Here is a 26,479-nt window from a genome sequence, read left to right on the forward strand (position 1 = left end):
CCGCAGTTTCTGTATTAACAGAACCGTGACATCGCGTTCAGTAACGTGCACGTCCGTCGCGTTCCAGCGACCGATGCGTCCTTCGCCGCCTTCGCGGCCCCTGCCCGGTTCGCGATGCATGCCACCGGCCCTTCGCTGCAAGCTCTGCTCGCTCCCCTCAATCCCTTGATCGGAGAAGCTCCTTCATGGTGTTTCGCGTTTCCATCGCACTGGTTCTGCTGCTGGTGCTGCTTGCCGGTATTGCACCGGGCCCCTTCAATGCCGTGGTGCAGTCGATGCTGGCAGAAGTCATCCGCAGCGTCGGCTGGCTGTACCTGCTGGTGGTGTTCCTGGCCCTGGTGTTCCTGATGTACCTGGCCTTCGGCCGCTTCGGCAACCTGCGCATCGGTGGCGAAGACGCCGAGCCCGAGTTCTCGCGGGCCAGCTGGATGTCGATGCTGTTCGCCGCCGGCATGGGCATCGGCCTGGTGTTCTGGGGCGCCGCCGAGCCCATCTCGCACTTCAGCAAGCCACCGGAAGGGCTTGCTCCGCAGAGCCTGGATGCGGCACGCGCCTCGATGCGCTATGCATTCTTCCACTGGGGCCTGCATCCGTGGGCCATCTACGCGCTGATCGGCCTGGCGATGGCCTGGTTCCAGTTCAACCGCAACGGCCGCGGCCTGGTCAGCGACATGCTGCAGCCGATCATCGGCCGCCACCATCGTGGATGGATCGGGCGCGTGGTCAACATCGCTGCAGTGGTCGCCACGGCGATCGGTGTCGCCACTACGCTGGGCTTCGGCACCATCCAGATCGCCGCCGGCATCGAGCGCGTGTTCGGCGTGCAGGCGACCGTCGCAGTGCAGATGACCATCATTGCGGTCGCCTTCGTGCTGTACATGGCATCCACCGCCAGTGGCGTGGAGCGAGGTGTGAAGTGGCTGTCCAACTTCAACCTGGCATTGGCTGCCCTGCTGGCAGCCATCCTGCTGGTGCTGGGGCCGACCGGCTTCATCTTCGATACGTTCACCACCACGCTGGGCTCCTACCTCAACCAGCTGGTGACGATGAGCCTGCGCATGTCACCGTTCTCCGGCAGCACCTGGGTGGCGGACTGGACGATCTTCTACTGGGCCTGGTGGATCTCGTGGGCACCGTTCGTGGGGTCGTTCATCGCACGCATCTCGCGCGGCCGCAGCGTGCGCGAGTTCGTTATCGGCGTAGTGCTCGCGCCGACTCTGCTGGGCTTCTTCTGGTTCGCGGTATTCGGTGGCACCGCGCTGTGGGCGCAGATCTTCGGCCATGCCGACCTGGTGCAGGCGCTGGGCAATGGCTACGAGACAGTGCTGTTCACGCTGTTCGACAGCATGCCGCTGCCGCTGCTGCTGTCGTGCATTGCGCTGGTACTGCTGATGATCTTCTTCGTGACCTCGGCCGACTCGGCGGTGCTGGTGCTGGCCAGCATGTCCACTGACGAAGCAGGCGATCCTCCGTTGAAGCGCAAGCTGGCCTGGGGCATCGCGGTGGCGTTGATCGCAGCGGCGTTGCTGCTGGCCGGTGGCCTGGATGCACTGCAGGGCATGATCACGATTGCGGCGTTGCCATTCGCGCTGCTGATGGTGCTGGTGATGGTGTCGCTGTACCGGGTGCTGGACCAGGAGTACACGCGTGAGCGGCGGCAGGCGCAGCGCCAGCGGCACATGATCGATGCGTGGATCGCACGCGAGATGGCGGCGCAGGAAGAGACGCAGGCGGAGGCCGCACGCGCGCAGGATTCGGATTGAGAGTGTTTTGCAGCCTGCGGCTGCACCGCTTCTTTCAGGCAAGTGCAAGTGCAGGAGCCAAAGCGGCTCTGGGTTTCTGCTGGTTGGGCGGGGCGGTGTGGGTTGGCAGGACACGCCGTAAACCCGTCCCTGGGGGCTCGATGGCGCCATCCATGGCGCCAACGGTCCTGCCAGCCCACACCGACCCACCCCCGACAGTTTCCGTGTGACGGTGGGTTTTCCACGCCATGCGTGGATGAGGTGTATCGGAAAACAGGAAGGGGTCGGATCCGTTTTCCTTTGGAAAACGGATCCGACCCCAATTCACAGCACGCGGCTGTTGCTGTTGCTCTTGCTGTTGCTCTTGCTGTTGCTCTTGCTGTTGCTGTTGATCTTCTTCTTTCTCTTCCTGCGGTGATGGCCACGGAAACGGTCAGGGGCCGGGCGGGTGGGCTGGGCGGGGGTGTCCGCGGCATGGATGCCGCGGCCAAGCCTCCAGGGACGGATTCACGGCGTCCCCCGACCAGCCCACCCGCCCGGCCAAGCCAAGCATCGCTGAATCACCACCGCAGAGGGGGCTGCGCCCGTTGGCCGGAAAACCTCAATACCCCGCCGCCTGCCCATCCTTGCGGCTCTCCGAAGCACCGTAGTAAACCCCGGTCTCGGGATCACGCATGATCGCCTGGTATCCGCCATAAGGACCATCGGCGAACACGATGCGATGTCCCTTGCGCATCAACGCACGCACCGTTTCATACGGGAAGCCGGTTTCCAGATTCACCTCACCACCGTCGGTCATCGCCGTGGCCTGCCCGGTCGGTTCGGTCGAGCCCTCATGCTGGATGCGCGGTGCATCACCGGCCTCCTGCAGGTTCATGCCGAAGTCCACCAGGTTCATCACGATCTGCGCGTGGCCCTGCGGCTGCATCGCGCCGCCCATCACGCCGAAGCTGGCGTACGGCTTGCCGCTCTTGGTGATGAACGCCGGGATGATCGTCTGGAACGGCCGCTTGCCCGGTGCATAGCCGTTGGGATGATTCTTCTGCAGCACGAACATCTCGCCACGGTCCTGCAGGATGAAGCCCAGCCCCGGCGGCGCCATGCCGCTGCCCATGCCGCGGTAATTGGACTGGATCAGCGACACCATCATGCCGTCGGCGTCGGCCACGGTCATGTAGATGGTGTCGCCCTCTTCCAGCTGCTTCGGCGTGCCCGGCTGCACTTCCTTCAGCGCCTTGTCCATCGAGATCAGCGCGCGGCGCTGTGCGGCGTACTCCTTGGAGATCAGCTTCTGCACCGGCGCCGGCTGGAACGCCATGTCGGCGTAGAAGCGCGCACGGTCGGCGAAGGCAAGCTTCTTCGCTTCGACGAACAGGTGCACGTGTTCCGGTGATCCGAACGGGATCTTCGAGAAGTCGTAGCCTTCCAGCACGTTGAGGATCTGCAGCGCAGCGATGCCCTGGCTGTTCGGCGGCAACTCCCACACGTCGTAGCCACGGTAATTGCTGCTGACCGGTTCGACCCACTCACCGTGGTGGTCGGCCATGTCCTGGTAGCTCAGGTAGCCACCGTTGGCCTTGAAGTAGTCGCCGATGGTGCGGGCGATATCGCCCTTGTAGAAGGCATCGCGGCCGCCGTCGGCGATCTTCTGCAGGGTGCTGGCCAGGTTCGGGTTCTTCCACATCTCGCCCTTGCGCGGGGCGTGGCCGTTGATCGTGAACTGTTCCTTGAAGCCCGGGTACTGCGACAGCTTGGGCACCGAGCGGTCCCAGTAGTAGGCGATCACCTCGGCCACCGGATGGCCCTCGCGGGCGTAACGGATCGCCGGCGCCAGGTTGTCGGCCATCGGCTTGCGGCCGAAGCGGTCGTGCAGCGCGAACCAGCCGTCGACTGCGCCGGGCACGGAGACCGGCAGCGGGCCGGTCGCCGGGATGTCCTTCAGGCCACGGCGCTGGAACTCGGCCAGGGTGAGCGACTTCGGCGAACGGCCCGAGCCGTTGTAGCCATAGAGCTTCTGCGTCTTCGGATCCCAGACGATGGCGAACAGGTCGCCGCCGATGCCGTTGCCGGTGGGCTCCATCAGGCCAAGCGCGGCATTGGCGGCGATCGCCGCGTCCACCGCCGAGCCACCGCCCTTCATCACGTCCAGCGCGATCTGGGTCGCCAGCGGCTGTGAGGTGGCAGCCATCGCATGCGGGGCGATCACCTCCGAACGCGTGGCAAAGGTGTGGCCGGTGATGCGGTCGGCGGCGGAAGACAGTGCGGGCAGAGCGGCCAGCAGAGCAGCGGCCAGCAGGGAACGGGCAAGGCGTCGGGACACGGTCGGGTTCCGATGGAAGGGTGGTCCCTCGATCTTCGCCGCTGCGGCCTTCATGCGGTATCGGGCAGAGGTCATGGACGTTGATCCTGGGGTGGGTGCGGAAGGTCCGCACCCGCCAAGGCGAAAACCCGCCGGATTCCGCGCAAAAACCGCGTTGAAAAGAGTGAATTCGGGTTCACCGAAACACTTTCAGCGGCAACCATCCTTGCGCCACAAGCAATTCCGCTGGATACAACGGAAACCGACAAGAATTCCGTCGCGAGGGTTGACATCGCCGAAACGGCTGTGTTTCTCTCGATCACATGTTGCATCACAACACGCCACCGCGAACCCACATCGAAGCCGCCGACACCGGCGCCGCCTCGCTGCGTTCGATTCTTGTGCTCGTACTTATTACCCAACCAACAGGTGCGGGACGAGCCAGCGTGTAAGCAACAAACACACCGGAACTCTTCAAAAACCCGCACCCGCCCCGGTGCGGGTTTTTTCATTTCAGGACCTGGTTTCAGACGCAACCACCATGCACAACGCCCAACGCAAAACCCGGACCCACACCACCACGACGCCTCGTGGTGGCTGTGCCTGTGCGATGCACGGCGCCTCCTCCGCCGCTTTCCCCTGACCGGCCGGCACGTCACCCCGACGACCGGCCGTTCTTTTTTCTTCCCACCGCAAGGAACCTCCCCCATGAGCACCAACGACCTGCCCCAGACCAAGATCGCCGTCATCGGCTACGGCAGCCAGGGCCGCGCCCACGCACTGAACCTGCGCGAATCCGGCTTCGACGTGGTGGTAGGCCTGCGTCCGGGTGGCCCGACCGAGGTCAAGGCACAGGCCGATGGCTTCACCGTGAAAGCACCGGCCGACGCGGTGAAGGATGCCGATCTGGTTGCCGTGCTGACCCCGGACATGGTGCAGAAGAAGCTCTACGACGATGTGTTGGCCGCGAACATGAAACAGGGTGCGGTGCTGTTGTTCGCGCACGGCCTGAACGTGCACTTCGACATGATCAAGCCGCGCGAGGACCTGGATGTCGTACTGGTCGCGCCGAAGGGCCCGGGTGCGCTGGTGCGCCGCGAGTATGAAATCGGCCGTGGCGTGCCGTGCATCTGGGCGGTCTATCAGGACAAGAGCGGCAAGGCGGCCGAGTACGCCCTGGCCTATGCGGCCGGACTGGGTGGCGCCCGCGCCAACCTGATCCAGACCACCTTCAAGGAAGAGACAGAGACCGATCTGTTCGGCGAGCAGGCGGTGCTGTGCGGCGGTGCCTCGGCACTGGTGCAGGCCGGTTTCGAAACCCTGGTCGAAGCCGGCTATCAGCCGGAGATCGCCTATTACGAAGTACTGCACGAGCTGAAGCTGATCGTCGACCTGTTCTATGAAGGCGGTATCTCGCGCATGCTGGAGTTCATCTCCGAGACCGCGCAGTACGGCGACTACGTCAGTGGCCCGCGGGTGATCGACGCCGGCACCAAGGCGCGCATGAAGGAGGTCTTGAAGGACATCCAGGACGGCACCTTCACCAAGAACTGGGTGGCCGAGTACGAAGCGGGCCTGCCGAACTACAACAAGTTCAAGCAGGCCGACCTGGAGCACCCGATCGAAAAGGTGGGCAAGGAACTGCGCGCCAAGATGGTCTGGTTGCAAGGACAGGCCGCGTAACCGCGCGGCCTCCCCCACCCGCTTTGCAAGGTTCCCCCATGAACTCTTCCACACATCGCAGCGCGCCGCCCAACGGCGCGCGCTGGCTGACCCAGGCGCTGGAGGCCGAGGGCGTCCACACGCTGTTCGGCTATCCCGGCGGCACCATCATGCCGTTCTACGACGCGCTGGTGGATTCGTCGCTGAAGCACGTCCTGGTGCGCCATGAGCAGGGCGCGGCACTGGCCGCCAATGGCTTTGCCCGCGCCAGCAACCAGGTCGGCGTCTGCGTGGCCACCTCCGGCCCGGGCGCCTCCAACCTGGTCACCGGCATCGCCGACGCGATGCTGGACTCGGTGCCGATGGTCTGCATCACCGGCCAGGTCGCCACGCCGCTGCTGGGCACTGACGCCTTCCAGGAACTGGATGTGTTCGGCCTGACCCTGCCGATCGTCAAGCACAGCTGGCTGGTGCGCAGCGTCGACGACCTGCCGCGCGTGGTCGCCGATGCGTTCCGCATCGCCCGCGAGGGCCGGCCCGGCCCAGTGCTGATCGACCTGCCCAAGGACGTGCAGCTGGCCGATGCCAGCCATCTGCCGGCGCACGTGCCGAGCAGCGTCGAGCCGCCGCCTGCGCCGGCCGAAGCGGCCATCGCCGAAGCCATCGCCGCACTGGCGGCCGCCGAAAAGCCGGTGGTCTACGCCGGTGGCGGCATCGCGCTGGGCGATGCGGTGCAGGACCTGCGCGCTTTCGTCGAAGCCAGCGCCATCCCCACCGTGATGACCCTGCGCGGGCTGGGCGCGCTGCCGGCCAACCACCCGCAGTCGCTGGGGATGCTGGGCATGCACGGCACCCGCGCAGCTAACATGGCGGTGCAGGAAAGCGACCTGCTGCTGGTGCTGGGGGCGCGTTTCGATGACCGCGCCACCGGCAAGCTGGCGGAGTTCGCACCGTTCGCCCGTGTCGTCCACATCGATGCCGACGCCTACGAGATCTCCAAGCTGCGCAGCGCCGATGTCGCCGTGCCCGGCAATGTCGGCCATGCCATCCGCGCCCTGCGTGCGGCCTTCCCCTCCCCCAAGGCCCACCAGGACGCATGGCGCAGGCGCTGTGCACAGCATCGCGATCGTTTCGCAGCGCGCTACGACGCACCGGGCCAGCACATCTACGCCCCGGCGCTGCTGAAGCGCCTGAGCGAGCTGGCACCGGCCGATGCGGTGATCGCCTGCGATGTCGGCCAGCACCAGATGTGGGTGGCGCAGCACTGCCGCTTCAACCACCCGCGCAACCACCTGACCAGTGGCGCGCTGGGCACCATGGGCTTCGGCCTGCCGGCAGCGATGGGTGCGCAGTTCGCCTGCCCCGATCGCACCGTGGTGCTGGTGTCCGGCGACGGCAGCTTCATGATGAACGTGCAGGAGCTGGCGACCATCGCGCGTTGCCGCCTGCCGGTGAAGATCGTGCTGCTGGACAACAGTTCGCTGGGCATGGTGCGGCAGTGGCAGGAGCTGTTCTTCGCCGAGCGTTACAGCGAGATCGACCTGTCCGACAACCCGGACTTCGTGGCGCTGGCGCAGGTGTTCGGCATTGCCGCGACCCGCATCGATGCACGCGATGACGTCGAGGGTGGGCTGGCCGCGCTGCTGGCCGAGCCCGGCCCCGCGCTGCTGCACGTGGCCATCGATGCACGCGCCAACGTGTGGCCGCTGGTGCCGCCGAACACCGCCAACAGCACGATGCTGGAAAGCAACCCTGCCCATGCCCGCCAGGAGACCCCCAATGCAATACCGGCTTGACCTGGTGCTGCACCCGGCCGAAGGCGCGCTGCTGCGCGTGATCGGCATGGCCGAACGCCGTGGCTTCGCACCGCGTGCGATCAGCGGTGCGCCGGTGGCCGCCGACGATGGCCGCTGGCACCTGCAGCTGGTGGTGGATGGCCAGCGCCCGGCGGAAACGCTGTGCCGGCAGATCGAGAAGATCTACGACTGCGTGTCCGTGCAGGTCACCGCCGTGGAAGGAGCATCCGTATGAACACCCGTACCGTAGTGACCACGGTGCCGGTACGGAGGCGTCTTCTTCGCCGCCCGTGCCCGCATGCGGCGGTCGCCTGCACCCCGCTGGTGGCCCATGCCGGCCGCTGATGCCAGCCAGGAAAGCGATGTCGGCGACGTAAGCGTCGCCGACGTACTGGCGGCGCAGGCCCGGCTGCGCCGCTTCCTGCCACCCACCCCGCTGCACCATGCCGAGCGCTTCGGCACCTGGCTGAAGCTGGAGAACCTGCAGCGCACCGGTTCCTACAAGGTACGCGGCGCATTGAATGCGCTGCTGGCCGGCCGCGAGCGCGGCGATACCCGGCCGGTGATCTGCGCCTCGGCCGGCAACCATGCCCAGGGCGTGGCGTGGGCGGCCTACCGCCTGGACGTGCCGGCCATCACCGTGATGCCGCACGGCGCGCCCGCCACCAAGATCGCCGGCGTCGCCCACTGGGGCGCGACCGTGCGCCAGCACGGCACCAGCTATGACGAGGCCTACGCCTTCGCGGTTGAACTGGCACAACGCCACGGCTACCGCTTCCTGTCCGCGTTCGACGATGCCGACGTGATCGCCGGCCAGGGCACGGTCGGCATCGAGCTGGCCGCGCACGCGCCGGATGTGGTGATCGTGCCGATCGGCGGCGGCGGCCTGGCCTCCGGCGTTGCTCTGGCGTTGAAGTCACAGGGCGTGCGCGTGGTCGGCGCGCAGGTGGAGGGCGTGGATTCGATGGCGCGTGCGATCCGTGGCGACGTGCGCGAGATCGCCCCCGTCGCCTCGCTGGCCGATGGCGTGCGGGTGAAGATTCCCGGCTTCCTGACCCGCCGCCTGTGCACCTCGCTGCTGGACGATGTGGTGATCGTGCGCGAGGCCGAACTGCGCGAAACCCTGGTCCGGCTGGCGCTGGAGGAACACATCATCGCCGAGGGCGCGGGTGCGTTGGCGCTGGCGGCCGGCCGCCGCGTCGCCGGTCGCCGCAAGTGCGCGGTGGTCTCCGGCGGCAACATCGATGCCGGTGTCCTGGCCGGCCTGCTCACCGACATCCGTCCGCGCCCGCCACGCAAACCGCGGCGACGGCGCAGTGAAACCCCGCGCTCGCCGGCCAAGGCCAGCGCTCCCGCATCCCCCACGTCTTCCCCTTCCCCCCTGCAAGCCGTCGCACCCGCTGTCGAGGAGATTTCCCTGTGACCACCATCGAACGAATTACCACCCCGCGCATCCGCATCTTCGACACCACCCTGCGTGACGGCGAGCAGTCCCCCGGCTGCAGCATGAGCCCGCCGCAGAAGCTGGTGATGGCGCGTGCGCTGGACGAACTGGGCGTGGACATCATCGAGACCGGCTTCCCGGCCAGCTCGCAGTCCGACCGTGAGGCGATGGCACTGATCGGCCGCGAACTGCGCCGCCCGAGCCTGAGCCTGGCGGTGCTGTCGCGCTGCCTGCAGGCCGACATCGAGACCTCCGCACGTGCGCTGGAGGCCGCAGCCAACCCGCGCCTGCACGTGTTCCTGTCGACCAGCCCGCTGCACCGCGAGCACAAGCTGCGGATGACCCGCGAGCAGGTACTGGAGTCGGTACGCAAGCACGTCTCGCTGGCCCGCTCCTACATCGACGACGTCGAGTTCTCTGCCGAGGATGCCACCCGTACCGAGCTGGACTACCTGATCGAGGTTTCGCGCGTGGCCATTGCCGCCGGCGCCACCACCATCAACCTGCCCGACACCGTCGGCTTCACCACGCCGGAAGAGATCCGCGCGATGTTCCAGCAGGTCATCGCCGGCGTCGCCGACGTGCCCAATGCCGCCAATGTGATCTTCAGCGCGCACTGCCACAACGACCTGGGCCTGGCGGTGGCCAACTCGCTGGCCGCCATCGAAGGCGGTGCACGCCAGGTCGAGTGCACCGTCAACGGCATCGGCGAGCGCGCCGGCAACTGCTCGCTGGAAGAGATCGCGATGGTGCTGAAGGTACGCCAGGCCTTCTACGAGCAGGACAGCTCGATCAACACCCCGCGCATCGTCGGCACCTCGCAGCTGCTGCAGCGCCTGGTCGGCATGCCGGTACAGCGCAACAAGGCCATCGTCGGTGCCAACGCGTTCGCCCACGAATCGGGCATCCACCAGCACGGCATGCTGCGTCATCGCGGCACCTACGAAATCATGCGTCCGGAAGACGTGGGCTGGGAAGATTCGCAGATGGTGCTGGGCCGCCACAGTGGCCGCGCCGCCGTCGAAGCGCGCCTGCGTGCGCTGGGCTTCTGGCTGGACGAAGACGAACTGAAGCTGGTGTTCGAGCAGTTCAAGGGCCTGTGCGAACAGCAGCGCGTGGTCACCGATGCCGACCTGCAAACCTTGATGCAGGGCGGCTCCAACGCGCAGGGCTATCGCCTGGCGTCGATGACCATCAGCGACGTCGGCAGCCGCGCCAATGCACTGGTCGAACTGTCCGACCCGGACGGCAACCGCGTGGCCGAGACCGCGCAGGGCGACGGCCCGGTCGATGCGCTGTTCGGCGCGCTGTCGGCTGCCACCGGCGTGCAGCTGATGCTGGACAGCTACCACGTGCACAGCGTCGGCATCGGCGCCGATGCGCGCGGCGAAGCCAACCTGAGCGTGCGCCACGAGGGCGTGGAGTACGACGGCACCGGCACCAGCAAGGACATCATCGAAGCCTCCGCGCTGGCCTGGCTGGATGTGGCCAACCGCCTGCTGCGCCAGCGCCAGGCCACCACCCACAGCAGCACCGACGTTCCCACCCCCGCCACCGCCTGAGGAACCCGACATGAGCGCCTTCGACACCCCCACCCCGACCAGCGCCGCTGGCCAGCAGTGGAACGCCCAGGATTATGCGATCGACGCCGGCTTCGTGCCGCTGCTCGGCGGCGCGGTATCGCGCCTGCTCGACCCGCGCGCCGGTGAACGCATCCTCGACCTGGGCTGTGGCGATGGCGTGCTCAGCACCGAGCTGGCGCTCAGCGGCGCGCACATCCACGGTGTGGATGCCTCACCGGAACTGGTGATCGCCGCGCGTGCGCGCGGCGTCGATGCGCAGGTGATGGATGGCCACGCACTGACCTTCAACGCTGAGTTCGATGCGGTGTTCAGCAATGCGGCACTGCACTGGATGGGCACCCCGGACCGCGTGCTGGAAGGTGTGCGCCGCGCGCTGCGCACCGGCGGCCGCTTCGTCGCCGAGTTCGGTGGCCATGGCAACGTGGCCACGATCATCGCGGCGGTGCAGGCCGCGCGAGTGGCCCACGGCCATGGTGCCAGCGCCTTCCAGTGGTACTTCCCCACTGCCGATGCCTACGCCGATCGCCTGCGCCAGCATGGCTTCCAGGTGCAGCTGATCGAGTGCACGCCGCGCCCGACCGCACTGCCGACCGGCGTGGCCGGCTGGCTGCGCGTGTTCGCCGCACCGCTGCTGGACGACCTGCCGGCCGAGGCACGCGCCACCGTGCGCGAGGCCGCCACCGCACTGCTGGCCGATCTGCCGCGCAATGCTGCTGGCCAGCCGCTGGCCGACTACGTGCGGCTGCGGGTACTCGCCCGTCGCCGCTGACATGATCCATTCGTTATCTTTCCCGATGTCCGCACCTTCGTACTTCTGCCAGGCACACGCATGACCTCCGCACCCCGCACCCTGTACGACAAACTGTGGGACGCCCACGTGGTTGTCCCTGAATCCGACAGCGCGCCCGCCGTGCTGTACATCGACCTGCACCTGATCCACGAGGTGACCTCGCCGCAGGCGTTCACCGAGCTGCGCGAACGCGGCCTGTCACCGCGCAGGCCGGACCGCACCAAGGCGACGATGGACCACTCCACGCCGACCCTGCCGGCCGCCGCGGACGGCACGCTGCCCTACGCCAGCGCCGCCTCCGAGGCGCAGGTCGCCACGCTGGCGCGCAATTGCGCCGAGCACGGCATCGAACTGTTCGACATGGCCTCGGACAACCGCGGCATCGTCCACGTGATCGCGCCGGAACAGGGCTTTACCCAACCCGGCATGACCATCGTCTGTGGCGACAGCCACACCTCCACCCATGGTGCGTTCGGCTCGCTGGCGTTCGGCATCGGCACCAGTGAAGTCGGCCACGTGCTGGCCACGCAGTGCCTGCTGCAGCGCAAGGCCAAGACGTTCGCCATCACCGTCGATGGCCCACTGGCGCCAGGCGTCGGCGCCAAGGACGTGGTCCTGCACATCATCGGCGTGATCGGCGTCAACGGTGGCACCGGCCACGTGATCGAGTTCCGAGGCAGCACCATCGAAGCGATGGACATGGAACAGCGCATGACCCTGTGCAACATGTCGATCGAGGCCGGCGCACGCGCCGGCATGGTGGCGCCGGACCAGGTCACCTTCGACTTCGTCGCCGCGACCCCGCGTGGTCCCAAGGGCGCCGACTTCGACGCCGCAGTGGCGCGCTGGCAGCAGCTGCGCAGCGATGAGGGCGCACGCTTCGACAGCGAAGTGCACATCGACGCCGCTGATATCCGTCCGACCCTGACCTGGGGCACCCATCCGGGCACCGCCATCGCAGTGGATGCGCCGATTCCGGCGGCCAACGATGCCGCCGCACAGAAGGGCCTGGACTACATGCACTTCCAGGCCGGCAGGGCGTTGGCGGGCACGCCGGTGGACGTGGTATTCGTCGGCTCGTGCACCAATGGCCGCCTGAGCGACATGCGCGAAGTGGCTCAGGTGCTGCGCGGCCGTCGCGTCGCCGAGCGGGTACGCATGCTGGTGGTACCGGGCTCGGAGATCGTCAAGCGCGAGGCCGAGGCCGAAGGCATCCACGAGATCGTGCGCGCGGCCGGTGCCGAGTGGCGCGAGCCGGGCTGTTCGATGTGCATCGCCATGAACGGCGATCTGGTTGCGCCCGGCCAGCTGGCCGTGAGCACCAGCAACCGCAATTTCGAAGGCCGCCAGGGCCCCGGTTCGCGCACGCTGCTGGCCTCGCCGATGAGCGCGGCATGGGCCGCGGTGAACGGGCACGTTGCCGATACCCGCGAACTGTTCGCACAGGAGGTGGCGTGATGGCCGGCTTCCGTACCCTGACCTCGGCCAGCGTGGTGCTGCGCCAGACCAACATCGACACCGACCAGATCATTCCGGCGCGGTTCCTGTCCACCACCGAGCGCGCCGGCCTGGGCCGCAATGCGTTCAATGACTGGCGCTGGCAGGCCGACGGCGCACCGGTGGCCGACTTCGCCTTCAACCAGCCGCACAACGCCGGCCGCAGTATCCTGCTGGCCGGCCGCAACTTCGGCTGCGGCTCCTCGCGCGAGCATGCGCCGTGGGCACTGACCGACCTGGGCCTGCGCGCCATCGTCAGCAGCGAGATCGCCGACATCTTCCGCGGCAACTCGCTGAAGAACGGCCTGCTGCCGATCGTGCTGGACGAGGCCGACGTGCAGGCGCTGATGCAGCGCCCGGATGATGAGCTGACCATCGACGTGGCCTCGCGCGAACTGCGCACCCCGGATGGCCGCGTCTATTCCTTCCCGCTGGATGGCTTCTCGCAGACCTGCCTGCTGGAAGGCGTCGACCAGTTGGGGTATCTGTTGGGCCGTGTCCCTGAAATCGAACGCTACGAGAGTGAGCATGCACGCTGAAATTGTTGTCCTGCCCGGTGATGGCATCGGCCCGGAAGTGGCCGCCGCGGCAGTGGCCGTCCTGAAGGCGGTCGCCGAACGCTTCAACCGCACCTTCACCTTCAGCGAGCACGACATCGGTGGCATCGCCATCGACCGCCACGGCGAGCCGCTGCCGGCGTCGACCCTGGCGGCTTGCCAGGCCGCGAATGCGGTGCTGCTGGGCGCGGTCGGCGGCCCGAAGTGGTCCGACCCGAACGCCAAGGTGCGCCCGGAGCAGGGCCTGCTGGCGATCCGCAAGGCGCTGGGCCTGTATGCCAACCTGCGTCCGGTGCGTACCCATGAAGCCGCCCTGCACGCTTCGCCGATCAAGGCGGAGCTGCTGCAGGGGGTGGACTTCGTGGTGGTGCGTGAACTGACCGGCGGCATCTACTTCGGCGACAAGACCCGCGATGCCGACAGCGCCAGCGACCTGTGCCGCTACACCGTGGCCGAGATCGAGCGCGTGCTGCGCAGTGCGTTCCGTCTGGCGCAACAGCGTCGCGGCAAGGTCACCTCGGTGGACAAGGCCAACGTGCTGGAAACCTCGCGCCTGTGGCGTGACGTGGCGGCACGCATCGGCCGCGAGGAGTTCCCGGACGTGGCACTGGAACACCAGCTGGTCGATTCGATGGCGATGCACCTGCTGGCCAAGCCGCGCGAGTACGACGTGATCGTCACCGAGAACATGTTCGGCGACATCCTCACCGATGAGGCGTCGATGCTGGCCGGCTCGCTGGGCCTGCTGCCGTCGGCCTCGCTGGGCGAACCCGGTGCGGTCGGCATCTACGAGCCGATCCATGGTTCGGCCCCGGACATCGCCGGCAAGGGCATCGCCAATCCGTACGCGACGATCTTCAGCGCGGCGATGCTGCTGCGCCATTCGCTGGGGCTGGAAGCGGAAGCCGCCGCGGTGGAAGCGGCGGTGCACGCCGTGCTGGATGATGGCGTGTTCACTGCCGATCTGGCCGCGAAGGGCCAGGCGGTGAGTACCGCCGCCGCCACGGATGCGGTGCTGGCGAAGCTGGGCTGATGCATGACGGTGTCGGGCACTGCCCGGCACCGGCGCGCCCGCATAGGGCTACCGTCCGCTGTGGATCGCCTTGGACGTCGCACACCCCATCAGTGTGCGCCCATCGGCGGTGCGCACCACGAAGCGCTCGCGCGGCCGCTCCTGCAGAGGTGCTGCCGGCAAGGTCCAGATGATTTCCCCGGCCGCCGTAGCACCTGGAATCGCCGCCTGAAGTGCATCGTCGACGGGCACCATGCCCAGGTCCGCTGCAACATGGCCTGATGCGTAACTGGGCTCGATCATCACCGACGACACGGCCAGGCCATGCACGCTGATCGGCGCATCTAGCGTTATCCGCTCGCAACGGGAGCCGCCTTCGCGAGCCATGCATGCAGGTGCGTCCAGCGCGCGTACCTGCGCCGGCCACCCAAGCGGGCTGTGCGCGCTGACGCGCGTCCAGAATTCGCCAAAGCGCTGCCAGGCCGCCGTGTCCGCGCGGCACTCCAGAACCGCTACCAGGTCCTCGCGCAGGCGGTCGGCCGCCTGCTGGTCGTCCAGTTTCTGATATCGCTCCCGGTAATCACACGACAGGCGGTTGCCTGCGCCCTCGCTTCGTATCACCCGCCAGGCCTGTGCCGCCGCAGCATCATCCGACGATGGTCGCCACCAGACCCGGAACGGCTCGTGCAGCGTGCTGGTCCGCATCTGCAGGCCGTCCTCGGCCACGATGCGGTCACGCTGGACCGCGTTGATGGACATGCCCAGGCCAAGGTCGTCGGCCAGCAGCTCGCCGGTGGTGATGCCATTGGCGGTGATGGGCGCAGGCAGTTCGATGCGCGTCGCCGCGCTCTCGATCTCGGGGTGATCGGCTGCGATGAAGCGCCAGCCACGCAGGTGCGCCGGTCGTTCCGTTGCTACACCATAGCGTGCGGCACGCAGCTGGCTGCCCAGTGCCTGCCGCTCCGTCGGTGTCGCGCGGCATTCCAGCACGGCGATCAGGTTCTGCTGGAACCGCAGGGCATCGGTGTCTGCCGGCCTTGCATCGGCAATGCCGCTGGAGGCAATCAACATCAACGTGAAAGCGTGGAACGTGCGAGGGAACATGCTGGCACTCCGGGCCCCAGGACAGCCGCCTATTGTGCCGCGATCCCAGCCAGGATCGCGGCACTTTCTATTGTCCACTCAGACTGCTGCAAATCTGCCGATGGTTGGCCGTAGATCCACGCCATGGGTGGATGTTCCTGGCTCCGGTTACGCTCATCCACGCATGGCGTGGATCTACTGGACCCTTGCGCTCGCGCGACGCGTCTCTACTTGGTGGTGTAGCCACCATTGACGAGGATGGTCTGCCCGGTCATCCACCAGCCATCGGTGACCAGGAAGCGGATCCACGGCACGATGTCGGCGATGTCGGTCAGGCCGGTACGGGTGAACGCCGAAAGCGCCGCCGCGGTCTTGTGATACGCCTGCGCATCGGCGCTCTCGGCCGGATAGAAGAAAGGCGTGTCCATCGGACCCGGGCCGATCGCGGTCACCGAGATGCCGCGTTCGCCGAACTCCTTCGACGCCGCGCGGGTGAAGTGCTCGACCGGTGCCTTGGTGCCGGCGTAGCTGGAATAGAACGGCGTGAATGCGCCCAGCAGTGAGGTGACCAGGGTGCAGATGCGGCCACCGTCGTTGACGTGGCGGCCGGCCTCCTTCAGGAAGAAGAAGGCAGCCTTGGCGTTGACCGCGCTCATTTCGTCGTACTCCGCTTCGCTGATCTCCAGCAGCGGCTTCTTCAGTACCTTGCCGACCGTGTTGATGGCGATGTCAGGGCGACCGACCGCTGCCACGGCATCGGCGAACAGGCGCTCCATCGCTGCGGCCGACGTCAGGTCACCCTGAAAGGCAACGGCCGTGCTGCCGGCGGCCTGCACGGCGGCAACGGTCGCCTCTGCATCGGCCTGGGTGGCGGCGCTGTTGTAGTGGATGACGATGGCTTTGGCGCCCTGGCTGGCGAAGTCGCGGGCCAGCAGGCCGCCCAGGTTCTTGGCGCCACCGGCGATCAGCACGGTCTTGCCCTTGAGGGAATGGTCGGTCATGGCGTCTGTCTCGGGAGGGGGCTGCCCGGGGTGGCAACCCTGCCCTGCCGACGATATCGTGCAGAAAATGCGGATAAAGCCCGCCACATTGACTTAACTTTCCAGAGCAAGCGAACAATGGACCGGATCGATCGCTTCCGCATCTTCACCCGGGTCGTGGAATGCGCCAGCTTCACCCGCGCCGCCGACCAGCTCGGCCTGCCCCGCTCCACCGTTTCCGCGGCAGTAGCCGAGCTGGAGCAGCGCCTCGGCACCCGCCTGCTGCAGCGCTCGACCCGGCGGGTCTCCACCACCCACGACGGCGACGTGTTCCATGCCCGCTGCCTGCGCCTGATCGCCGAAGTTGAAGACGCCGAATCGCTGTTCCGGCAGGACGACGCGCAGCCGGTGGGCCTGCTGAAGATCGATGTGCCCAGCCGCATCGGCCGCCGCATCCTCGCCCCGGCGCTGCCCGACTTCTTCGCGCGCCATCCGCAGGTGGAAGTGGACCTGGGCATGACCGACCGCGCGGTGAACCTGATCGAAGACGGCTGTGACGCGGTGCTGCGGGTCGGCCAGCTGGGTGATTCCAGCCTGGTCGCGCGCATGCTGGGACAGCTCGACTTCGTCAACGTCGCCGCGCCGGCCTACCTTCGCGAGCACGGCGTACCGCAGCATCCTGCCGACCTGCAGCAGCACCGCGCGGTGAACTACGCATCGCCGACCACGGCGCGGGTGGAACCGTGGGAATGGCAGGACAGTGGCCAGCTGCGCACGCTGCCGATGCCTGGCTGGGTACGGGTGAACAGCGCCGAGGCCTCGATCGCGTGCTGCGTGGCGGGGCTCGGCCTGCTGCAGATTCCGCGCTACGACGTGCAGGCCGAACTGCAATCCGGTGCGCTGGTTGAAGTGATGCCACAGCACGTGGCGCAACCGCTGCCGGTGACCCTGTTGCAACCGCATCGGCAGCACCGCGCGCAACGCGTGCAGGTGTTCATCGAATGGTTGCTGCCAGTGCTGCGGAGCGGCCTGCAGCTGCAGTAGATCCACACCATGCGTGGATGCACGCCGCGCAGATCAGTAGATCCACGCCATGCATGGATGCACGCATCAGTGCCAACCAAGGTTGGCACCTACCAGGCCCACCGCGGTAGATCCACGCCATGCGTGGATGTGCACAACGTGGATGGGGTCAGAGCCCTTTCCCAGCGGGAAAGGGCTCTGACCCGGGCCTGAAAACCCGGGGCATCAAGCCCCGGATTCATCCGGCTTGACCCGGAACCACGCCGCGTACAGCGCCGGCAGGAACACCAGGGTCAGTACCGTGCCCACGATCAGGCCACCCATGATCGAGATCGCCATCGAGCCGTAGAACGCACTGCGCGACAGCGGAATCATCGCCAGCACGGCCGCCAGCGCGGTCAGCACGATCGGGCGGAAACGGCGCACGGTGGCATCGATGATCGAATGCCAGCGGTCATGCCCGGCATCGATGTCCTGCTGGATCTGGTCGATCAGGATCACCGAGTTGCGCATGATCATGCCGGCCAGTGCGATCGTGCCCAGCAGCGCGACGAAGCCGAACGGCGCGCGGAACAGCAGCAGGAACAGGGTCGCACCGATGATGCCCAGCGGCGCGGTCACCAGCACCATCGCCGCACGCGAGAAGCTGCGCAGCTGCAGCATCAGCAGCGTGGCCACCACCACCAGGAACAGCGGCATGCCGGCCTTGATCGAGTTCTGCCCACGCGCCGAATCCTCCACGGTGCCGCCGGTCTCCAGCAGATAGCCGCTGGGCAGCTCGGCACGGATGTCATCCAGCGTGGGCACGATCTGGTGCACCACGTCCAGCGCCTGCATGCCATCGCTGATGTCGGCGCGCACGGTCACGGTCGGCAACCGGTTGCGGTGCCAGATGATGCCGTCCTCGAAGCCGTACTCCATCGTCGCCACCTGCGACAGCGTGATGCTGCCGCCGTTGGCGGTCGGCATCGACAGGCTGGACAGCAGCTCCAGCTGGTTGCGTTCATCGGCCGGTCCACGCAGCAGCATCTCGATCTGGCGGTTGCCTTCGCGATACACGCTCACCGACTGGCCGGCCAGCGAACTGGCCAGGAACTGGCTGACCTGGGCGCTGCTCACGCCCAGCGCGCGGGCACGCTCCTGGTCGATCACCAGCCGCACCACCTTGCTCGGCTCACTCCAGTCCAGGTTGACGTTCATCACGTGCGGGTTCTCACGCACCTTGGCCTCGACCTGGCGCGCGATCGCCTGCACCTTCTCGATGTGCTCGCCGGAGATGCGCATCTGCACCGGATAACCGACAGGCGGGCCGTTCTCCAGGCGGGTCACGCGCATCTGCACGTCCGGGAACTTCGGGATCACCTCGTGCAGCAGCCAGTCACGGGTGCTTTCGCGCGATTTGATGTCCTTGGCCAACACCACGAACTGGGCGAAGTTGGTCGCCGGCAGCTGCTGGTCCAGCGGCAGGTAGAAGCGCGGCGAACCGGTGCCCACGTAGGACACGTAGTTGGCGATGCCCTCGCGGCTGGACAGCAGCTTCTCCAGCTTCTCGGCCTGGGCCTGGGTCGAGCGCAGCGACGCCCCCTCGGCCAGCTCGATGTCCACCATCAGTTCCGGCCGGGTCGAGTCCGGGAAGAACTGCTGCGGCACGAAGCGGAACATCATCAGCGAGAACACGAACAGCGCGATGGTCGCGGCGATCACCCACCAGCGGCGGCGCAGGCAGGCGTCGAGGAAGCGCCGGAAGCTGCGGTAGAACGGGCGCTGGTAGGGATCGTGGTCGTGCCCGTGCTGCGGCGGTGCGATCAGGTTGGCCAGCGCCGGATAGCGGTCGGCCCACTGCTGGCGCCTGGCCAGCCAGCGCGCGGACAGGCTGCCCGGCTTCGGCGGCTGCGGATTGAACAGGTCCGGCAGCATCTTGTCGCCCAGGTACGGGATGAACAGCACCGCTGCGATCCACGACACCACCAGCGCGATGGTCACCACCTGGAACAGCGAACGGGTGTATTCACCGGTGCTCGATGCCGCCGTGGCGATCGGCAGGAAGCCGGCCGCCGTGATCAATGTGCCGGTCAGCATCGGGAATGCGGTCGATTCCCAAGCGAAACTGGCCGCGCGCAGGCGATCGAAGCCCTGCTCCATCTTGGTGGCCATCATCTCCACCGCGATGATCGCATCGTCCACCAGCAGGCCCAGCGCCAGCACCAGCGCGCCCAGCGAGATCTTGTGCAGGCCGATGTCGAAGTAGTGCATGACGAAGAAGGTCATCGCCAGCACCAGCGGAATGGTCACGCCCACCACCAGGCCGGTACGCAGGCCCAGCGAGAAGAAACTGACCAGCAGCACGATCACCACCGCTTCGGTCAGCACCTGCACGAACTCGCCGACCGACTCCTCCACCGACTGCGGCTGGTCGGACACCTTGCGCAGCTGCATGCCGGCCGGCAGGGTCTTCTGCAGCCGCTCGAACTCGGCATCGAGGTTGGCGCCCAGCTTGAGGATGTCACCGCCGTCCTTCATCGCCACCGCCAGGCCGATCGCCTCCTCGCCCATGAAGCGCATCTTCGGCGACGCCGGGTCGGCGAAGCCACGCTTGACCTCGGCGATGTCGCCCAGGTGCACGGTGCGGTCGCCAGCACGGATCGGGAACTGGCGGATGGCGTCGATGTCGTTGAACTGGCCGGTCACGCGCAGCTGCACGCGATCGGTGGCGGTCTCGAAGAAACTGGTGCCGGTGATCGCATTCTGGTCGGCCAGCGCCTGCTGTACCTGCTGCATCGACACACCCAGCGTCGCCAGCCGGGTGTTGGACAGCTCGATCCACACCTTCTCGTCCTGCAGGCCGACCAGGTCGATCTTGCCGACGTCGGGCACGCGCTGCAGTTCCAGCTGGATGCGATCGGCGTAGTCGCGCATCACCGCGTAGTCGAAGCCCTTGCCGGTCAACGCATAGATGTTGCCGTAGGTGTCGCCGAACTCATCGTTGAAGAACGGGCCGACAATCTCGCGCGGCAGCGTCGCACGGATGTCGCCCACGCGCTTGCGTACCTGGTACCACAGGTCCGGGATCTGCCTGGAACGCAGGCTGTCGCGCGCCATGAAGATGACCTGCGATTCGCCGGGGCGCGAATACGAGCGGATGAACTCGTACTCGCCGGTGTTCATCAGCGCCTTCTCGATCGGCTCGGTCACCTGCCGCGAGACCTGTTCGGCGGTGGCGCCCGGCCACAGCGTGCGCACCACCATCGCCTTGAAGGTGAATGGCGGATCCTCGGACTGGCCCAGATGCTTGTACGACCATGCGCCGATCAGCGCGAAGGCAAGCATCGCGAACAGCACCAGCGGACGGTTGGACAACGCCCACTCGGAAAGATTGAAGCGGCGCACCGGCTTACTCCTTGGCCTTGGCGGCAGCGGCCGGCGTGGCCGGCTTCAGCACCGGGCGGTTCTGGCGGTCCACGGCGATCACCGGCTGGCCGGCGCGCAACAGGTGTCCGCCGGCAGCGACCACCCAGTCAGCGGCACCCACGCCGGACAGCACCGGCACCGTCTCACTGCCGTAGGCACCGGTGGTGACTGCTGCGGCCTTCAGCGTGCTGTTGGCCGGATCGACCACCCATACGCTGGCGGCACCGTTGGCACCGCGCTGCAGCGCGCCGAGCGGCAGCTGCAGGGTGCCGCGGCGGCCGGCGCTGCTGTAGACGCGCGCGCTCTGGCCCAGTTCGACATCGGCCAGCGCATCGGCGGGCAGGCTGACCCGGGTTGCATAGGTACGTGCCTGCGGATCGGCGGCGGCAGCGATCTCGCGGATCGTGCCCGGCAGGCGCTGGCCGGGGCGGTTCCACAGCTCCACCTCGACCGGCTGGCCCACCGCATAGTCGCGGATGGTGGCCTCGGGCAGGTCGATCAGCACTTCGCGCGCACCGTCGGCGGCCAGGTTGAAGATGGTCTGGCCGGCGGACACCACCTGCCCGGCTTCGGCCTCGCGGCTGGCGATCACGCCGTCGGCCGGCGCGCGCAGCTGTGCGTATTCGGCCTGGTTGCGCAGCACATCGAGGTTGGCGCGGGCCGCGTTGGCCTGCCCCTGCGCGGCCTTGAACGCGGCGGACTGCTGGTCCAGCTGCGAGCGGCTGACCAGTTGCTGGTCGGCCAGCACCTGGTAGCGCTTGAGGTCATCGCGGGCACGCACCAGATCGGCTTCGGCCGCCGCCAGCTGCGCCTGCGAGGCGCGCGCCTGCAGCGCGAAGTCGGCCACGTCCAGTTCGGCCAGCACGTCGCCCTTCTTCACCCGTTGCCCGGCATCGACGTGGCGCTTGACCAGGTTGCCGCCGACGCGGAACGACAGCGGACTTTCCTGCCGCGCACGCACCGTCCCCGGGAACGCCGCCGGCGCCTGCCCGGCCTGCTCGCCGGGGTGAACCACCAGCACCGGCACGGCCGCCTGGGGCGCCTGTTCCTGTCCCGAACAGGCTGCCAGCGCAGCCATCCACACCATACCGCCCATCCAGCGCACGATCTTCATCGGTCAACGTCCTGAAAACGCAGGGTTGCAACTAAGGGAGGAGCCGCGACTGCCGGCCCAATTTAATAAACCGGCCGGTATAGTATAAATATCGAACCGCTTGGTCTAGTATTGTCGTGATGAGTTCTCACACTTCCCGCAAGCCGTCGGCCAAGCCCGCTGCCAAGGCCGCCGGACCCGGGCGCCCCAAGGACCTCGGCAAGCGCGCGGCGATCCTTGAAGCAGCCAAGGCACTGTTCATCGAACAGGGCTATACCGGCGTGAGCATGGACACCATCGCCGCTCAGGCCGGCGTCTCGAAGCTGACTGTGTACAGCCACTTCGGCGACAAGGAGACCCTGTTCTCCGAGGCCGTGCAGTCAAAGTGCATCGAAATGCTGCCCGACGCGCTGTTCGTGGCCGACGCGGACGGTCCGCTGCGCGACCAGCTGATCGGCATCGGCCTGGCCTTCTTCGAGCTGATCACCTCCGACGCGGCGATCTCGATCCAGCGCATGATGATGGCGCCGGAGACCGACGAACGCCTGCGCGAGCTGTTCTGGCAGGCCGGCCCGGAGCGTACCTGCGAGGCCCTGGCCGACTTCCTGCGCGCCCGCGGCGAACGCGGCGAGCTGGAGATCCCCGACTATTACCTGGCTGGCCAGCAGTTCCTGACCCTGGTCAAGGGCGAAGTGCACATGCATATGATGTGCGGCATGCCACTGTCACCGGTGGAGTGCGACCCTCTCACCCACGTGACCGCCAGCATCGACTTCTTCCTGCGCGCCTATGCGCCGCGAGGGGCCGGGACGGCTGAATAACCAAAACTGAACGAACCGGAGGTCGCGATGACTTCCGGCACTGCGACCCCGGCCCCCCGGCAGCTGATGCTCTGGGCGCGCCGCCGGCCTCCGGCACCGGTAAAATGGCCGGCCCACTGCGCTGGATTTGAACCTCATGACGATTGATTACGCCCACGCCCGCGAACTGATGGTGGAACAGCAGATCCGTCCCTGGGACGTGCTGGACATCAAGGTGCTCGACGTCCTGGCCCGCCTGCCGCGCGAGGCCTTTGTCGCCGATGCACACCGGGCACTGGCCTACGCCGATGTCGAACTGCCGATCGGCCATGGCCAGAAGATGATGAAGCCGGTCATCGAGGGCCGTACCCTGCAGGCGCTGGACCTGCAGCCGGGTGACGAAGTGCTGGAAATCGGCACCGGCAGCGGCTTCCTGTCGGCCTGCATCGGCGCGCTGGCACGCGACGTGCTGAGCCTGGAAATCGACCCGGAACTGGCCGCCGCCGCGCGCGCCCGCCTGGACGCCTCCGGCCTGGGCACCAACGTCCGCGTAGAAGTGGCCGACGCCCTGTCCTGGCAGACCGAACGCCGCTTTGACGTGATCTGTGTCACTGGTGCGGTCGACGTGGTGCCGTCACAGTTCGCTTCGTGGCTGCGTCCGGGTGGTCGCCTGTTCGTGATCCATGGCCGTTCGCCGGCGATGGAGGCCCTGCTGGTCAAGGCCGACGGAAGCAGCGAGTCCCTGTTCGAGACCGATATCGATTACCTGCGTGGTGCCGCCCCGGCCCCCCAGTTCCACCTCTGAGTCCAAGGAAGCCGCAATGATCCGCCGATCCCTCGCTGTTGCGCTGGCCACTGCCCTGCTGCCGTTGTCCGCCCATGCCGCCGACCTGCTGCAGGTCTACGAAATGGCGCGCAATGGCGATCCGCAGCTGTCCGCCGCCGAATCGACCCGGCTGTACGACAAGGAAGGCGCCGTGCAGGCCCGCGCTGCCCTGCTGCCGCAGATCAACGGCCAGGCCCAGCTGAACCGCACGCGCAGCGAGCCCAATGCCGACGCCAACTCCGGCTCGTTCACCAGCAAGCGCCGCACCTACACGATCGACGGCAGCCAGACGCTGTTCAACTGGACCCAGATCAACAACCTGCGCTCGCAGCGTGAGCTGAGCAAGGCGGCGGACTTCACCCTCGATTCGGCCAACGACAGCCTGATCGTGCGCACCTCGGCGGCCTACTTCAACGTGCTGGTGGCGATCGAATCGCTGAACGCCGCACAGACCAATGAAGCGGCCGCGAAGAAGCAGTTCGACTTCGCCGACAAGCGCCTGGAAGTGGGCCTGGCGCCGATCACCGACGTGCACGAAGCACGCGCCCAGTACGACCAGGCGCGCGCCAACACCATCGTTGCGCAGAACACCCTGGCCGATAACTACCAGGCCCTGACCGAACTGACCGGCCAGCCGGTGGTCAACCTGCGCGGCCTGCCGGCCGACTTCCGTCCGGAAGTGCCGGCCAACCGCGGCAACATCGATGAGCTGGTGCACCAGGCCACCAACCAGAATCCGGCGCTGAAGGCGCAGGAACTGAAGGTCAGCGCCGCCGAAGCCGGCGTGCAGGCTGCCCGTGGCGGCCATTACCCGACCCTGTCGCTGGGCGGCAGCTGGGGCAAGAGCGCGACCTGGGGTGACAGTACCGGCGCCGGATCGTTGTCGCCGGATGCACGCACCAACAGCATCGGCCTGACCCTGAGCGTGCCGATCTTCTCCGGTGGTGCCACCCAGTCCGGCGTGCGCCAGGCGCTGGCCCAGCGTGACATCGCCCAGGACGGCTACGAGCAGCAGAAGCGCGCCCTGGACCGCAACACCCGCAATGCCTACCAGACCCTGGTTCAGGGCATCAGCGAAGTGGAGGCACGCCGCCTGGCGGTAGTCTCGGCGCAGAGCGCATACGACGCCTCGCAGGTCGGCCTGGAAGTCGGTACCCGTACCGTGCTGGACGTGATCCAGAACCAGCGCATCCTGTTCTCGGCGCAGCTGGACTACGCCCAGGCCCGCTACACCTTCCTGCAGAACCGCCTGCTGCTGAGCCAGTCGCTGGGTGCGCTGGACGTGGCCGAACTGCAGGACGTCAACCGCCTGCTGACCCAGGACGCGGGCAACCCGGCAACGACCACGCACTGATCCGTCGCCCTGCCGGCAACGAAGAAGCCACCCGCAAGGGTGGCTTTTTTGCAGGCGGTGCATCCACACGCACCGACCCGTTGGGTGGCCCCGCGAACCGTCAGCCCGGCCATGCCCGCAGTCGCTCCAGCGCCGCAAGCAGGCATAGCGCGGCCGCCACGGGCGCCAGCATCGGCAGCACCAGTTCGCGACCGATTGCACCCTGCCCCGTGCCACTCCGCCGCCGCAGCACCGCCAGGCACAGCGCCGCCATCACCAACAGGGTTGCCGGACCCGGCAGCGCCGGCAGGCTGCCCAACGGCAGCCACAGCACCAGCATCACCGCCGGCAGCCCGACCCCCGCCGCGATCAGGCCGCGGGAACGTCCCACTGCTTCCCTCTCCCCCGGCCATAGCGACGTTGCCAGCCGCACGGCCAGCATCAGCAGCACCAGCTGCAGGGCGGCCAGGCCCGCTGCCCCAGCCAGGGGCAACAACGGCAGCATCCACTGCAACTGCGGATGCATCTGCAGCGCCACGGACAGGGGCCGGGTACTGGCCAGCGCGGAAAACTCGACCAGCCCGGCCTGCAGTGCCGCCAGCACGATCAGCAGCAACATCGCCAGCAACGAGACCAGCGCCAGCACAGCCGGCTGCCACATCGCGCCCTGGCGGCGCGGCGCAGGAAAGCCCAGTGCCAAGCCGACGCTGGCAAATACCCCCAGCAGCGGCACCGCAGCCGCCAGCACACCGCCCAGCCCGAAGCGATACGGCGCGGTCGCCGGTGGCAGCCAGGGAATCCAGTGCGCGTAGTGCACATGACGTGCCGCCAGCGCCAGCAGCAATACCCCGACACCGATCTTCACCGTCAGCAGGGCACAGGCCACCAGCACCGCACGCCGAGGCGGCAGCAACGCCAGCGCGCCCAGCACCAGCAGACCCACCACCGCCGTCACCTGTTCCGGCAGCCAGTCGCTGGCCTGGAGGCCTCCCGCGGCCAGCACCGCGTGTACATGGTGGGCCATGGACTGCGCCACGCCCGCCGTGGTCGCCACCAGCTCCAGCAGTAGGGCCACGCCCAACACGCCAGCCACCCGCGGCCCCCAGCTGGTGGCCAGCAGCCCATGCAGGCCCTCGGCCGCAGGCAGCTGCAGCACCAGATCCTGCAGGCAGCACAGCACCAGGCCAGCCCCCAGTGCGGCCAGCAGCAGGCTCAGCACGATGGCCGGGCCGGCCTGCGCCGCCGTTTGCTGGCCCACCAGCGCGATCACGCTGCCGCCCACCAGCAGCGTCAGCGCCACCACCGCCAGATGGTCCATGCCCAGCCGGGCCCCACCGGTGCCGTCCCTGCCCCTGTCGCCGTCCATCGCAAGTTCCCTTGATATCCGCCCAAGCGCGGTCGACAGCAGGCTGGCAGCCTGCGTCGCCCTGCGGAATCAGAATCGGTGCCGTGTGCGCCACGATGTGATGGCAGGCACGCTGCCAGTGGCAGGGTCGGTCCAGCAACGACAGAAAAATCGTCGCTAAGCAGAATTGATGAAGTTGATCACGA

Annotated in this window: 20 protein-coding genes; 14 read left to right on the forward strand and 6 right to left on the reverse strand. The window is 67.4% G+C overall.

The window, feature by feature from the left end; all coding sequences use genetic code 11:
• The first annotated feature begins 185 nt into the window (after positions 1 to 185).
• Positions 186 to 1,763, forward strand: coding sequence for a BCCT family transporter (locus DFO63_RS08310; protein ID WP_014038399.1), 1,578 nt, complete (start codon positions 186 to 188; stop codon positions 1,761 to 1,763).
• Between the two features lie 580 nt (positions 1,764 to 2,343).
• Here DFO63_RS08310 and ggt read toward each other — a convergent pair.
• Positions 2,344 to 4,137: a gamma-glutamyltransferase gene (ggt, locus tag DFO63_RS08315; RefSeq protein ID WP_259337411.1), complete on the reverse strand. Its 1,794-nt coding sequence runs from the start codon at positions 4,135 to 4,137 to the stop codon at positions 2,344 to 2,346.
• A gap of 612 nt (positions 4,138 to 4,749) precedes the next feature.
• On the opposite strand from ggt, the gene ilvC reads away from it, so the two are divergent.
• The 9 genes from ilvC to leuB all read left to right on the forward strand — a co-directional run bounded on the left by ilvC (position 4,750) and on the right by leuB (position 14,403).
• On the forward strand, positions 4,750 to 5,724 hold the full coding sequence (gene ilvC / locus DFO63_RS08320) for a ketol-acid reductoisomerase (RefSeq protein ID WP_049442928.1): 975 nt from the start codon (positions 4,750 to 4,752) through the stop codon (positions 5,722 to 5,724).
• 38 nt (positions 5,725 to 5,762) lie between these two features.
• Positions 5,763 to 7,499 (forward strand): acetolactate synthase 2 catalytic subunit, encoded by a 1,737-nt coding sequence (gene ilvG, locus DFO63_RS08325; protein WP_049442927.1) that lies wholly within the window; start codon positions 5,763 to 5,765, stop codon positions 7,497 to 7,499.
• Positions 7,483 to 7,734, forward strand: a complete 252-nt coding sequence (locus tag DFO63_RS08330; protein ID WP_014038403.1) for an ACT domain-containing protein — start codon at positions 7,483 to 7,485, stop codon at positions 7,732 to 7,734. The genes ilvG and DFO63_RS08330 overlap by 17 nt, the downstream gene beginning before the upstream one ends.
• A gap of 96 nt (positions 7,735 to 7,830) precedes the next feature.
• Positions 7,831 to 8,922, forward strand: a complete 1,092-nt coding sequence (locus DFO63_RS08335) for a threonine dehydratase (RefSeq protein WP_049442926.1) — start codon at positions 7,831 to 7,833, stop codon at positions 8,920 to 8,922.
• A complete protein-coding gene (locus tag DFO63_RS08340) occupies positions 8,919 to 10,505 on the forward strand; it encodes a 2-isopropylmalate synthase (RefSeq protein WP_049442925.1) in 1,587 nt (528 codons plus the stop codon). The genes DFO63_RS08335 and DFO63_RS08340 overlap by 4 nt, the downstream gene beginning before the upstream one ends.
• 10 nt (positions 10,506 to 10,515) lie before the next feature.
• The gene (locus DFO63_RS08345; RefSeq protein ID WP_049442924.1) at positions 10,516 to 11,295 is read left to right on the forward strand and encodes a class I SAM-dependent methyltransferase; all 780 of its coding nucleotides are present in this window, start codon (positions 10,516 to 10,518) and stop codon (positions 11,293 to 11,295) included.
• A gap of 60 nt (positions 11,296 to 11,355) precedes the next feature.
• Positions 11,356 to 12,774, forward strand: a complete 1,419-nt coding sequence (gene leuC / locus DFO63_RS08350) for a 3-isopropylmalate dehydratase large subunit (protein WP_049442923.1) — start codon at positions 11,356 to 11,358, stop codon at positions 12,772 to 12,774.
• A complete protein-coding gene (gene leuD, locus DFO63_RS08355) occupies positions 12,774 to 13,352 on the forward strand; it encodes a 3-isopropylmalate dehydratase small subunit (RefSeq protein ID WP_049442922.1) in 579 nt (192 codons plus the stop codon). The genes leuC and leuD overlap by 1 nt, the downstream gene beginning before the upstream one ends.
• On the forward strand, positions 13,342 to 14,403 hold the full coding sequence (gene leuB / locus DFO63_RS08360) for a 3-isopropylmalate dehydrogenase (RefSeq protein ID WP_119006757.1): 1,062 nt from the start codon (positions 13,342 to 13,344) through the stop codon (positions 14,401 to 14,403). Before leuD ends, leuB begins: the two co-directional genes overlap by 11 nt.
• A gap of 48 nt (positions 14,404 to 14,451) precedes the next feature.
• On the opposite strand, the gene DFO63_RS08365 is transcribed toward leuB, so the two are convergent.
• Both DFO63_RS08365 and DFO63_RS08370 read right to left on the reverse strand, forming a co-directional pair.
• On the reverse strand, positions 14,452 to 15,564 hold the full coding sequence (locus DFO63_RS08365; RefSeq protein ID WP_147416419.1) for a hypothetical protein: 1,113 nt from the start codon (positions 15,562 to 15,564) through the stop codon (positions 14,452 to 14,454).
• A gap of 128 nt (positions 15,565 to 15,692) precedes the next feature.
• Entirely contained in the window at positions 15,693 to 16,466 is a 774-nt protein-coding gene (locus DFO63_RS08370) for an SDR family oxidoreductase (RefSeq protein WP_119006759.1), read from the reverse strand.
• A 117-nt stretch (positions 16,467 to 16,583) separates the two neighbouring features.
• Here DFO63_RS08370 and DFO63_RS08375 point away from each other — a divergent pair, with 117 nt between their 5' ends.
• On the forward strand, positions 16,584 to 17,489 hold the full coding sequence (locus tag DFO63_RS08375) for a LysR family transcriptional regulator (RefSeq protein WP_049442919.1): 906 nt from the start codon (positions 16,584 to 16,586) through the stop codon (positions 17,487 to 17,489).
• A 204-nt stretch (positions 17,490 to 17,693) separates the two neighbouring features.
• Here the strand turns inward: DFO63_RS08375 and DFO63_RS08380 are convergent, their stop codons facing one another.
• Both DFO63_RS08380 and DFO63_RS08385 read right to left on the reverse strand, forming a co-directional pair.
• Positions 17,694 to 20,855: an efflux RND transporter permease subunit gene (locus tag DFO63_RS08380; protein ID WP_101766042.1), complete on the reverse strand. Its 3,162-nt coding sequence runs from the start codon at positions 20,853 to 20,855 to the stop codon at positions 17,694 to 17,696.
• Positions 20,856 to 20,859: 4 nt separating this feature from the next.
• Positions 20,860 to 21,990, reverse strand: a complete 1,131-nt coding sequence (locus DFO63_RS08385) for an efflux RND transporter periplasmic adaptor subunit (RefSeq protein ID WP_119006760.1) — start codon at positions 21,988 to 21,990, stop codon at positions 20,860 to 20,862.
• 119 nt (positions 21,991 to 22,109) lie between these two features.
• Here DFO63_RS08385 and DFO63_RS08390 point away from each other — a divergent pair, with 119 nt between their 5' ends.
• The 3 genes from DFO63_RS08390 (at position 22,110) to DFO63_RS08400 (ending at position 24,949) form a co-directional block, all read left to right on the forward strand.
• On the forward strand, positions 22,110 to 22,790 hold the full coding sequence (locus DFO63_RS08390; protein ID WP_014038415.1) for a TetR/AcrR family transcriptional regulator: 681 nt from the start codon (positions 22,110 to 22,112) through the stop codon (positions 22,788 to 22,790).
• A gap of 136 nt (positions 22,791 to 22,926) precedes the next feature.
• A complete protein-coding gene (locus tag DFO63_RS08395) occupies positions 22,927 to 23,574 on the forward strand; it encodes a protein-L-isoaspartate O-methyltransferase (RefSeq protein ID WP_014648346.1) in 648 nt (215 codons plus the stop codon).
• Positions 23,575 to 23,590: 16 nt separating this feature from the next.
• On the forward strand, positions 23,591 to 24,949 hold the full coding sequence (locus DFO63_RS08400) for a TolC family outer membrane protein (protein ID WP_049442915.1): 1,359 nt from the start codon (positions 23,591 to 23,593) through the stop codon (positions 24,947 to 24,949).
• A 100-nt stretch (positions 24,950 to 25,049) separates the two neighbouring features.
• On the opposite strand, the gene DFO63_RS08405 is transcribed toward DFO63_RS08400, so the two are convergent.
• Complete coding sequence (locus tag DFO63_RS08405) at positions 25,050 to 26,294, reverse strand: hypothetical protein (RefSeq protein ID WP_049442914.1); 1,245 nt, start codon at positions 26,292 to 26,294, stop codon at positions 25,050 to 25,052.
• Positions 26,295 to 26,479 lie beyond the last annotated feature (185 nt).

The organism is Stenotrophomonas sp. AG209 (assembly GCF_003550055.1).
GTDB lineage: Bacteria > Pseudomonadota > Gammaproteobacteria > Xanthomonadales > Xanthomonadaceae > Stenotrophomonas.